Annotated in this window: 10 protein-coding genes; 9 read left to right on the top strand and 1 reads right to left on the bottom strand. The window is 39.3% G+C overall.

Features of this window, described 5'->3' with window-relative positions; genetic code table 11:
* Positions 1-450: 450 nt before the first annotated feature.
* The 7 genes from ORD22_RS13020 to ORD22_RS13050 all read left to right on the top strand — a co-directional run bounded on the left by ORD22_RS13020 (position 451) and on the right by ORD22_RS13050 (position 8524).
* Positions 451-1641, top strand: a complete 1191-nt coding sequence (locus tag ORD22_RS13020) for a DUF4317 domain-containing protein (RefSeq protein ID WP_317646505.1) — start codon at positions 451-453, stop codon at positions 1639-1641.
* Positions 1642-1734: 93 nt separating this feature from the next.
* Positions 1735-2280 carry an RNA polymerase sigma factor gene (locus ORD22_RS13025; protein ID WP_317646506.1) on the top strand — a complete coding sequence of 182 codons (546 nt, stop codon included), beginning with the start codon at positions 1735-1737 and terminating at the stop codon, positions 2278-2280.
* Complete coding sequence (locus ORD22_RS13030) at positions 2273-3529, top strand: DUF4179 domain-containing protein (RefSeq protein WP_317646507.1); 1257 nt, start codon at positions 2273-2275, stop codon at positions 3527-3529. The genes ORD22_RS13025 and ORD22_RS13030 overlap by 8 nt, the downstream gene beginning before the upstream one ends.
* A gap of 335 nt (positions 3530-3864) precedes the next feature.
* Positions 3865-5364, top strand: coding sequence for a malate:quinone oxidoreductase (locus ORD22_RS13035; protein WP_317646508.1), 1500 nt, complete (start codon positions 3865-3867; stop codon positions 5362-5364).
* A gap of 358 nt (positions 5365-5722) precedes the next feature.
* A complete protein-coding gene (locus tag ORD22_RS13040; RefSeq protein WP_317646509.1) occupies positions 5723-6745 on the top strand; it encodes a LytTR family transcriptional regulator DNA-binding domain-containing protein in 1023 nt (340 codons plus the stop codon).
* Positions 6746-6971: 226 nt separating this feature from the next.
* A complete protein-coding gene (locus ORD22_RS13045; protein ID WP_317646510.1) occupies positions 6972-7820 on the top strand; it encodes an ABC transporter ATP-binding protein in 849 nt (282 codons plus the stop codon).
* A complete protein-coding gene (locus tag ORD22_RS13050) occupies positions 7820-8524 on the top strand; it encodes an ABC transporter permease (protein WP_317646561.1) in 705 nt (234 codons plus the stop codon). Before ORD22_RS13045 ends, ORD22_RS13050 begins: the two co-directional genes overlap by 1 nt.
* A gap of 40 nt (positions 8525-8564) precedes the next feature.
* On the opposite strand, the gene ORD22_RS13055 is transcribed toward ORD22_RS13050, so the two are convergent.
* Positions 8565-9101, bottom strand: coding sequence for an ECF transporter S component (locus tag ORD22_RS13055; protein WP_317646511.1), 537 nt, complete (start codon positions 9099-9101; stop codon positions 8565-8567).
* Between the two features lie 589 nt (positions 9102-9690).
* Between ORD22_RS13055 and ORD22_RS13060 the strand changes: the two genes are divergently transcribed.
* Both ORD22_RS13060 and ORD22_RS13065 read left to right on the top strand, forming a co-directional pair.
* Positions 9691-10083, top strand: coding sequence for a (deoxy)nucleoside triphosphate pyrophosphohydrolase (locus ORD22_RS13060; protein WP_317646512.1), 393 nt, complete (start codon positions 9691-9693; stop codon positions 10081-10083).
* A 15-nt stretch (positions 10084-10098) separates the two neighbouring features.
* A partial coding sequence (locus ORD22_RS13065) for a DEAD/DEAH box helicase family protein (RefSeq protein ID WP_317646513.1) occupies positions 10099-11784 on the top strand: 1686 nt, incomplete at its 3' end.

Below are 11784 nucleotides of genomic sequence, written 5' to 3' on the forward strand. Positions count from 1 at the left end.
ATAGGAAGAGCGCCTATCCGTCTTATTGCTCCGCCTACCGCTTGTAAGGCGCCTTCGTTTAGTGTGGAAAAGCAAGTAGCATAGTACGTTGAAGTCTAAAAGTGAATTTTACTATGTACCAAAGCTTACCAAAACTACACTGTACTCATTAGCGAAGGCACAACTGCGGGGTCAGCCGAAGCCGGGAGGCAATCCCCCACGTGCCGCAGCGGTGTTAGTAAGCCGACCTTTACTAACTTTAGTACCGTAAAAAGTCGAGCTACGACACAACCCAAAATGGTTTTCCTACATATAAAAGCGGCGGGCAACGAAAAATTTGTCCGCCGCTTTTTCTATAGGCGTGTATGGATCAGTAGCAGTTAACAAATGATGAAACTCCGTAAGAACTTCTCTCCAGAACTTGTTATACTTAAAAAGGATAATTTATTGGCTTAGGAGTGGAAAGAATAGATGAACAAAAATGATATCGCGGATATTCGCAAACGATTTAAGTTAGATACAGACTTATTAACCATTACAGATATTTATAACGTCTATATTCGACAAGAAAGTAATGAAATCTTTCATGAAGAAAGCCAAGCTTTTGCTTTACTGGAACGCGAGCAACAAGAATTATTTATGACGAATTTTAAAAAGGTACTTGGCGGAAAGTTAGGCGTGAAGTTGTTTGAAGTGAAATTTGAGCGACAGACCGAGGAACAGACGGATCACGCGCAACAATTACTATATGAAGGTTTGCAAGCCGAAGAAGCCGATCAGTGGAGAGATGAAATGCAACATTTGGCACTGAAGATGGTGCAAGATGTTCAATATGAAAAGGATCTTGTCGTGACATTTATTCGAGGAAATTATTTCAAGAAGACCAAACGAAGTAGTGAAGAGTCGGAAATTGACGCGCGCGATGAAGTATTTACGACTCCATTTATTCTTTGCAGTATGAATCAGACGGACTTACCGAAACGTTCCATCGTCTTTGACTTCATCGAGCGGGAGTTCAAATCTAATACAATGTTGGATCCGATAATTAATCTAACGTCACCGATCGGTGGTTTTTTATTCCCTTGTTTCACGGACAATGCAGCTGACGTTAATCATGTTCTGTATGCGGCAGGTAAAGCGAATAAACCTGATTACCAATTCATTGAGAATATACTAAATGGCGAAGAAGTCGTTACGGCAGCTGACGATAAAGCAGTATTCGAAGAAATTGTAAAGCAAGTGGTTGGGGGCGAAGTCGATACAGAAACGCTTGGCAATGTCTACGAAGCAATTTATCGTCTGACCGAAGTCGAAGAAGATGAGGAAGAACCAGAAGAGCCGCCTGTAATCGACAAATTCCAAGTCGAGCGCGTGTTGAAGATGAGTGGCGTGGACTACGTTGATGCAAAAGCTGTAGAAGCGGCGTTCGAAACGGTAGTGGATGATACGACTTATGAAATGAAAGCAAGCCATATTGTGCCAAGCTATACATCGAAGTCGATTAAAATCGAAACAAAGGTCGCAAATATTTCTATTAGCCCACAAGACTTGAAGTATGTAAAACAAGTCAACTACGACGGCAAACAATGTATACTAATTGAAGTTGAAGAAGATACAATTATTGAAGGATTTAAAGTCATTTCAGAAGATTTGTTAACGTAAAAGACTGCAGACGAACTCTAGTAGCAAAGAGTTTGTCTACAGTCTTTTTTTAAATAAAGAATGAACTTTTTTGTGAGATGATGACTCCTATGAATGAGAGGTGAGAATATGACAGTCATTCGGTTAGTAAAACGAGCAAAAAGAGGTAATAAAGACGCGCTATTGCAGTTAATCAATGAGCAGCAAGACGACTATTATCGGCTAGCTCTAAAATATATGGGTAACCCACAAGATGCGATGGACGCGATGGAAGAAATGATTGTCAGCCTTTATCGCCACATTCCGACACTAAAAAAGAACGATGCGTTCTATAGTTGGAGTAAAACTATTTTGGTCAATCAATGCAAACAAATGTTGCGTAAAAAAGCTCGTGTACAGCTGTTAGATGAATGGGAAAGTATGGAGGTAGCGTCTGACGCAGATCCGATCACACAAAGTGAGCAGCGCATAGATATTGAAGAAATGCTGTCTTATGTCAACGTCTATCAAAGAGAAGCCATCGAGTTGAAGTACTTCCATGACTTGGATTACCAGACGATAGCAGAAGTAACAGATGTCTCGATAGGAACGGCAAAGTCCAGAGTGTTCACTGGACTGGAAAAAATGCGTAATCGATACAGGGGTGAACGAGATGACTGAAATCGAGCGGAAATTAGTACAAGAAAAAAAGCGCTTAGAGGAAGTAAAGGCACCAAAAGAACTGAATGAACGTTTGCAGAGAGCATTGGAAAAGACACCAAAACGTCGGAAAAGTTATATGCCGCAATGGATAGCAATAGCAGCGGCTTTACTCCTTTTGTCGTTCGTAAGCTATCAATATAATGCATTTGCTTATTACGGAAAAAAAATGCTAGGCTTTGACGAGATCATGCCGTACACATTAGCAAAATTACACGAAGAGGGCAATGGGCAAACGCTAGATCAGAAATATGTATTTCCGAATGGAACGGAACTTCATTTGGATGGTATTCTGACAGACGAAAACCAAGGTATCCTCTATTACACACTAAGCAATCCTGAAGGCGTGGAAGATGATCTATCGTTTATGGAATTGAAGGGCTTGTTTACACACTCAAGTGCTCGTTCAGGTACAACGACTATGAATGAACAAAAGACTGTGCTAAAGGGGATTCGAACTTTCGATCCTGTCAGCACGTTCGCAAAAAAATTGACATTGGGATTCCAGCACTTAGACGGCTGGGAGGAAATAACATTCCCGTATAATCCTCGTGCTGCGATGCAGACTGTACTAAAGCAGTCTATTAAAAAGGAGGTTCCTGTCGATACAGGAACGATTCGATTTAATTCGATTATTGCAACGCCAAGCCAAACAACTATTAAAGGAAAGTTCAATGTGGCTAACTATGATCGCATACCTCTTGGATTCAGCGGTGTGAAGTTATTAGCCGACGGTGTGGAGATTGATCAAGTCAGTGGTGGTACGTCATCAGCACTCAATGGTACGACATTCACAATCGACTATGATGCATTGCCGAAAGATGTGACTTCACTCAAATTAGTAGTTGATACATTCGTTGGGTATAAACAAATAGATCAAACAATCACTCTTGATCAAGAACAAACAATTGCCTACATGGATGGCGAAGAATTGATTGTAAATCATGCGAAGATAACAAAAGATGGTATACAGCTGACCATCGCTACTGCCGAAAACATCCTATTAGACGGTGTAAGCGTGCAAGTTGACGGCCAAGTGATACCATTGCAAACTACTTTACGACAGGACTACATCACAATACGTGGCAAAGAATATAAAGAGCGTGTTATTCTATTTGATGGGAGAAAGCTACCAGAGGCTTTAGTGATTAATGGCCTTCATTACGAAAAGAACTATGATGAAGTCATAAACATACCTATTCGGAAATAGTTCCTAATCAGTTCTATATAGTCTAAACAATCTTTGCAGTCTACCGAATGACATATAAATGTAGATAGATACTAGTGAAAGTAGTGTGACAACTGTGAGAAACGTCACAAAAACAACAATATGTATCAAAATTTCGACATTTTTCTATCTAAAAGATTACAAATAAATAACAGTCTTTAATATAAGGTACATTTGTTGTATACTAAAAAAGATGTTAGTAGAAGTATGGTCAACTGAGACAGAAAAAATTGCTCCTAGTTTGCGCCATGTTTGCTGTGACGACTTATTTAGGAACATTTACGTTTCTGTAAATTTCACATATAAGGAAGGTCAAAATGAGTAATATACAAACTAAATCAGACGTTATCTTAATCGGTGCCGGAATTATGAGTGCGACGTTGGGGACAATGCTGAAAGAACTAGCACCTGATTGGAAAATCTCATTGTTCGAAAAGCTAGACAAAGCAGGAGAAGAAAGTTCTCATGAGCTTAACAATGCTGGAACTGGACATGCAGCGTTATGTGAACTGAACTATACTTCTGAAAAAGCAGATGGTTCAATTGATATTACTAAAGCTACACAGGTAAATGAACAATTTCAATTATCTATGCAGTTTTGGTCTCATCTAGTTGAAAAGAAATTAATAGAAAATCCAAGCCAGTTCATTATGCCACTCCCACATATGAGCTTAGTGCAAGGCGAGGAAAACGTAAGATACTTGAAAAAGCGTTTTGAAGCAATGACGGCGAATCCGTTATTCGAAGGAATGGAATATTCTGATGACGTGGAAAAACTAAAAGAGTGGATTCCGCTAATCATGAAAGACCGTCAATTGGGTGAAGCGATTGCAGCAACTAAAATCGATTCAGGAACAGACGTAAACTTTGGTGCATTGACACGCATGTTAATTGAGCATATGCAAAAGTCAAATGTTGAAATCAACTACGGTCATCAAGTAGAAGATATCAAGCGCACAAGTGATGGCGAATGGGAATTAAAAATAAAGAATAATAAAGACGGTAAGCTCGAATATCATAAATCAAAATTTGTTTTCATCGGTGGTGGTGGTGGAAGTCTTCCATTACTACAAAAGACAGGCATTCCTGAAAGTAAGCAAATTGGTGGATTCCCGATCAGTGGTATTTTCATGATCTGTAAAAATCCAGATATTATTGCAAAGCACCATGCGAAAGTTTACGGAAAAGCTAAAGTCGGTGCGCCGCCAATGTCGGTTCCACACCTAGACACACGCTATATCGATAACGAAAAGTCCTTGTTATTTGGACCGTTTGCAGGATTCTCTCCCAAGTTCTTGAAAACGGGTTCCATGTTTGACTTGATCAGCACGGTAAAACCGAATAACTTAACGACCATGCTTGCATGTGGTGCAAAAAACATTCCATTAACTAAATACTTAGTAGAGCAAGTTGTACAAACGAAAGAGCAGCGCATGGACGAACTTCGCGATTTCATTCCCAATGCAAAAAGTGAAGATTGGGAACTATGGACAGCTGGTCAACGTGTACAAGTTATTAAAGATACTGCGAACGGCAAAGGTACACTTCAGTTCGGTACTGAATTAGTAACGGATGCAGACGGTTCAATTGCAGCATTGTTAGGCGCTTCCCCGGGTGCTTCTACAGCAGTTGCGGTTATGTTGGACTTGTTGAATAAATGTTTCCCAGAGCAAGTAAACGACTGGGAGCCGAAATTGAAAGAAATGATACCTTCTTACGGCAAGCAGTTAGCAGAAAATCCTGAGCTTCTTAAAGAAGTTCATGCTTCAACAGCTAAAACGCTTGAATTGGTTAATAAAGAAACTGTTCATAGTTAAATAACAAATCAAAAAGCTCTGTTACGATTCATATTGTAACAGAGCTTTTTTGATGATTAGTTCTTTCGCTTCCGTCTCTGTAGCTCCAATCTTGGAACACACATGAACTAGTCACTTACCTTTGTCTAAAATAAAACTCCTCCAGCGCTGTATTACTGCTGGGGAGCTTTTTTTGTATGAAGATAATTCCCTTAATCTTTATGCTCTCTAGTTGCACTGGCTATAAAACACCATTATTCTGGTTAGGACCATATATAGAATAAATCAATTTGTTGCACATATACCGTGAAGAAATACTCGGGACTATAAACTGTTATAATTAATGAGTTAGAAAACAATTGGAATGAGGGTTACCTTTATGTCACTTCGATTTATCAATGCAGAAAAACGTATACATGATTCAATTATTTTTCCACCTTTTAATCTATCGGTAAACCGTGGGCAATCAGTGGCGATTTACTCAAGTGTTAATGTTCGTGAACAATTAATTCAGTTACTTTTAGAAGATGTCAGGCTTTCAAGTGGAGAAGTCAAAATAGGAAATGACAGTTATGGGGAAAATAAACAAATAGTAGGGTTTTTATTTTTAGGGTCTGGCTTATATGAGCGATTATCCGTTGAAGAAATGGTGGCCTTTACTAAGAAGCTCTATACATCACACGAGTCAGTTGTGGAGGTAATAGACACTGTGCAATTAGGTTCAAAAAGAAAGGTGAAAATAAGGCAGCTAAGTTATTCGGAACGAAAGCGGGTACAACTAGCTTGCCTGCTTGTACAGAATCCAACCTATTATGTTTTTGAAGAAGCGGATCAAAATCTCGATCTTGAGTCGAAACGTATTTTCCTTGCGGTTCTGCAGACACTGAAACAGAAGGAGAAGGGGGCGTTGATCCTCACAGGCAATATGGAAAGTGCAATCACTGGTGCAGATGAGGTCTTTCGTTTGGATGACTATGGTCTTCATTCTATCCAAGTGCACGATATTCCGGAAGATGAACCTGTCGCTGATGAAACACTGGCTTCCGCAGAATCCATACAGCCCGTTCGGTTTGAAAAAATCCCCACAAAAGTAAATGAAAAGATTGTTCTATTTGACCCTACTGAAATTGATTATATTGAAAGTAACGCAGGACAAACCTACTTACATATAAAGGGAGAGTCTTTCCCGGCAAATTTTACACTTAGCGAACTGGAAGGGCGTTTGCTTCCATTCGGCTTCTTCCGTTGTCATCGATCATATATTGTGAATTTGCAGAAGGTACGTGAAGTAATTACTTGGACGAGAAACAGCTATAGTCTTGTATTAGAGGACACAGAGAAATCGACAATCCCTTTATCAAAAACGAAGATGGTAGAGCTGAAAGAGATGCTTGGTCTCTAAATCTGTGGAAATTCAACATATTTCCCGGGCAATAGATTAATGTAAATTACCTTAAAACAAATGATTTACCTGGATTTTAGCTATATCTTGCGGCCATTCACCTATTTATATGCTCCATTCACCCTTCGCCAGTCTCTTTTCACTGAAAATATGATGCTGTTTAGATTTATTTCCCTTAATCTAAGAGTGTGAAGAAGAGATATAGAAAGTACTGAGGAGGGTGAACATGGAGAATATAATAGAGGTAAAGCAGTTGGCTAAGTTGTTTGGAAACCAAAGCGCACTGGAAAGCGTAGATTTTCATGTAAAGAAAGGAGAAGTTTTTGGTTTCTTAGGACCCAGTGGCTCCGGTAAAACTACTACTATTAAAATACTTACGGGACAACTAATAGCTACAAGTGGTACGGCAAAAGTTTTCGGTGAGCCGGTATCTCAGTTAAAAAAATCAAAATACCGAAGCCGTTTTGGTGTGCTTACTGATAACAGCGGACTCTACGAAAGGCTGTCGATTCGTGATAATTTAAAGCTCTATTGTGACCTGTATAATGTTCCACATTCAGAAATCAATGAAGTGCTTGATGTTGTTAATTTAAAAGAAGATCAGACAAAGCGAGTCTCTGCTTTATCAAAGGGGATGACACAGCGTGTAATATTGGCGAGAGCGTTGATTCATAAACCTGAATTGTTGTTTCTTGATGAACCTACTTCCGCGCTGGATCCGGGAAATTCACTTCATATACACGAAGGTTTGCGTGCTCTTAATAAAAAAGGAACGACCATTTTCCTGACTACGCATGACATGCAGGAAGCAGAACTTTTGTGTGACCGGATAGCGTTTTTAGATCGAGGGATGATTCAGCTGCTAGATACTCCTAAAAAATTGAAGCGACGATTCTCAGATTCAACGATTACCGTGGAACTGGTAACGGAGGAGAAGGTAAAGTTGCCTGCAGGTAAAGAAGGAGCGAATCGTTTGTTTGACTATATGAATAGCAATCAAGTAATGACGGTTCATTCAAATGAGCCAACTTTGGGTGAGATATTCGTGAAAGTGACAGGGAGGGAATTAGATTGATGATTTCAATGAAGCGTATGAATGCAATACTGATGAAAGACTTTAAAGACTTTTCAAGGAACTTGTATGTTTCCACAGTTCTCATTTTACCTATCGGATTAGGAATCATGTATGGACGTGCAGGTATTGATTCAATAGAAAGTCATTTCATGCTGATTAATTTAGCTTTTGTAATGGTTGCCACCTTTATTCAAAGTTGCCTCATAGCTGAAGAAAAGGAAAAAAATACATTACGGAGCCTTATGTTGTCGCCGGCAAGTACAGTTGAAATTCTGGGTGGAAAGAGTTTACTAACATTTATATTAACTATGTTTGTTGTGGTAGTTACCGCATATTTTTCTGGGTACAACCCGGCTAATATTGGTATCATCATGATAGCATTCATACTTTCATCATTTTTCTATATTGCATTAGGTACATTACTCGGTCTCTTTTCAAAATCTGTAATGGAGGCTTCGGTTATTGTCTTACCGGTAGTTACTGTTTTTTCACTCGGATCTTTTCTTCCGACGCTTATAGAGCAGTATCCCATTCTTAAAATTGGTATGTACTTGCCGAACATTCAGCTGATTGAACTGGCTGCAAAAGTGGAAGCGGGCGGTGGTTTTGGGAATGTAATCTTAGAGTTATTCATTATTTTAGTGTGGGTTATTGTGCTGTTCCTTGTGACACGCATCATCTATCGAAAGAAAATGGTTGATTGAAATAAAGAGCACCAGCGCTAACTTGCACTGGTGCTCTTACTTATTTAAACATAGAAGTTTTCTTCAGCATTGCGCAAACCGGAATGGCAATGGCGATACCGACAGCACATTGAATAAGGTCACCTGGGATGGAGGCGAGCGGTATAACTAAGCTGTTATAAAGAATACTTTCACCAATGTAATAGCCTGCAATGGTAAATGGTATAGAAGCTAGCATTGCCAGTAAGTTGAACTTGAAACTTGTTCCTTTCCGTCCATTCGACCAGGCAATCTTTCCAACAATATAGCCTTGCAATCCGCGGGTTATGATAGTGATCGGTGCCCATAACGCCCAGCCGCTGACAAGATCAAACAAGCCCATTCCAACAGCTCCTGCAATCATCCCTTTCTTAGAACCGAATAAAATAGATACAATAAATAACATTGAAGTGCCAAGGTGGATTAGTCCGCCATTTCCTAGCGGGAGCTTAATATTAAGTAAAAGTGTTGCGACAAACACGAGTGAAGCAAGCATTGAAGTCAGTATTAAATCGAACGTCTTTGTCCGTTGAGCCGTATAATGATGTGTTTTTTGCATTGTCTAAACCTTCCTAACATTGTGGGATTAATAGGTTTAGAATAAAGCGAATCTGGTATTTTTGAAAGCATCAATTTCTAATAATATTTAGGGGTCAGTTAGTATATCCTCTAGTATAAAAATATTGTTTATATAGTATTGTACCGCGATGCAACAATTTAATTGATACTGACAGCAATGCAAATTTAAATACACCAAGAGAGGTTTTTGTAGTAGTATGGATAGGGTACAGTATGATAACATGTGCTAATTTTATACAAAGTTTTAACGCAAAGGAAAGAAGGCCACGGCCTTCTCCTTTGCGCTTTTTTATTATCGTCGCTTCAAAATAGGTAGAATATTGGCCAATACATTGACAGTGACCATAAGGAGATAGGTCATGACAATTCAAGCCTGCAACCCCCAAAACTGTCTCGCTGTATGGTCTCTTTTACTGAAATTCTATTAGTGCAGTTAGTTAAGTATTCATACTTTACAGTAAGTTGAAATGCTTTTGAGATGTTCAGTGGAAAACTATCGATGCTGCATTATTTCCAGTGGATGGTATAATGGATGCAAAATGGTTAATGACGATATGGAGGTCATTTATATGAAGAAAAGTGTACATGTAGTAGGGGCTGTGATTGAAAATGATGAGGGAGAAATCTTATCTGCTCTTCGCAGTCCAACGATGACACTACCAAATTATTGGGAGTTTCCAGGGGGCAAGATCGAACAGGGAGAAACACCAGAGGAAGCTCTTCAACGTGAAATACAAGAAGAACTAGAATGTGTAATTCAAGTGAGAGAAGCAGTGGAAGATACTACATATGAATATGAAAAAGTGATTGTACGTTTAGAGACGTTTATGGCGAAGATTGTAGAGGGGACACCGATTGCTACGGAACATGCCGAATTACGATGGATCCCTAGAGAGCAATTAGCTGGATTGGATTGGGCGCCTGCTGATATTCCAGCGATCGAGAAGCTAGCTAAACGATAGAAGGGAGGGTGTGGAATGGGAGATTTTATTCGACAATTAAAAGCGTCATTACATAAGGGATTTGTAGATAAAGCAGGCGTGACTAGTGGAAGTTATAAGCCTGAATTACTAGTGAATAGTTCTACACAAAATAAAACTGTACTATCTTCTATTCAGGATGAACTTCGACATTGCGAGCATTTTTTCTTTTCTGTTGCATTTATAACGGAAAGTGGTCTAGCTACACTAAAGTCATTATTCTATGATTTACATCAACGGGGTGTAACGGGGAGAATTATTACGTCTACCTATCTATATTTTAATCAACCAAAGGTATTTCGTGAGCTACTTAAAATTCCTAATGTTGAAGTCCGACTGACGAAAAAAGAAGGTTTTCATTCGAAAGGTTATATATTTCAGCAAGCAGATCAGTATTCGCTAATTGTGGGGAGCTCCAATTTAACGGCACACGCTTTACAAGTGAATTATGAGTGGAACGTCAAATTAACATCCCATAGCAACGGAGAAATTGTCTACCATTTCAAAGACCAGTTTGAAGAGGTGTGGAGTGATGCCAATGTACTGACAGAGACTTGGATTGCGCAGTACGAAGCCGGTTACCAAGCCAATGCAGAGCGTACGATGGCTAGTCAAGTACTGGAACATCCGTCAGCCTACCAAACGAATGCGATTGAAAAAGCCTTGGAAATTACACCAAACAAAATGCAACAGGCGGCACTGTCTAAAATAGAAGCTGTACGTGAGAAAGGCCATGACAAAGGCTTAGTCATTTCAGCAACGGGTACAGGTAAAACCTATTTATCTGCTTTCGATGTACGGAGAGTTGCACCTAAGCGTATGCTTTTCATCGTACATCGTGAACAGATCTTGAAGAAAGCTAAGGAGGACTTTAAACGAGTTCTAGGTGGGATTGAAGAAGATTTCGGATTGTATGTTGGTTCAAATCGACAAGCGGATAAAAGATATGTATTTGCGAGTATCCAAACATTATCAAAGCCAGAGAATCTTGCAGAATTTGATCCAGCAGCTTTTGATTATATTTTAATTGATGAAGTACATAAAGCAGGTGCCGCTAGCTATTTAAGGGTGATCAATCATTTCCAACCGAAGTTTTTACTAGGAATGACTGCAACACCCGAACGGACAGATGACTTTAATATTTATGAGTTATTCGATTACAATATTGCTTATGAAATTCGCTTACAAGAAGCATTAGAAGAAGACATGCTTTGTCCATTCCACTACTTTGGCGTAACAGACTTTGAAATGGATGGCGAGTTGATAGGTGACCATACGATACTCTCCAAATTAGTAACGAGTGAACGTGTGGAACATATCATTGATAAAATTACCTACTATAGTCACGCGGGAGACAAAGTGAAAGGGCTTATGTTTTGTAGTCGAAAAGAAGAAGCTCGGAAGTTGTCTGAAGAGCTAAATATGCGTGGCTACAAAACGGTCGCTTTGACTGGTGATGATTCAAACGAAGAGCGCATGAATAGAGTGCAACAGTTGGAAAATGGGGAATTAGAGTATATCTTAACAGTTGACATTTTTAACGAAGGTATTGATATTCCTAGTATTAATCAAGTGGTAATGTTGCGACAGACGCAGTCTAGCATTATCTTTATTCAACAATTAGGTCGTGGATTACGAAAGTATGCAGGAAAATCATTCGTTACTGTGATCGATTTTATCGGT

The organism is Sporosarcina sp. GW1-11, assembly GCF_033088395.1.
In the GTDB taxonomy this organism is placed as follows: Bacteria; Bacillota; Bacilli; order Bacillales_A; family Planococcaceae; genus Sporosarcina.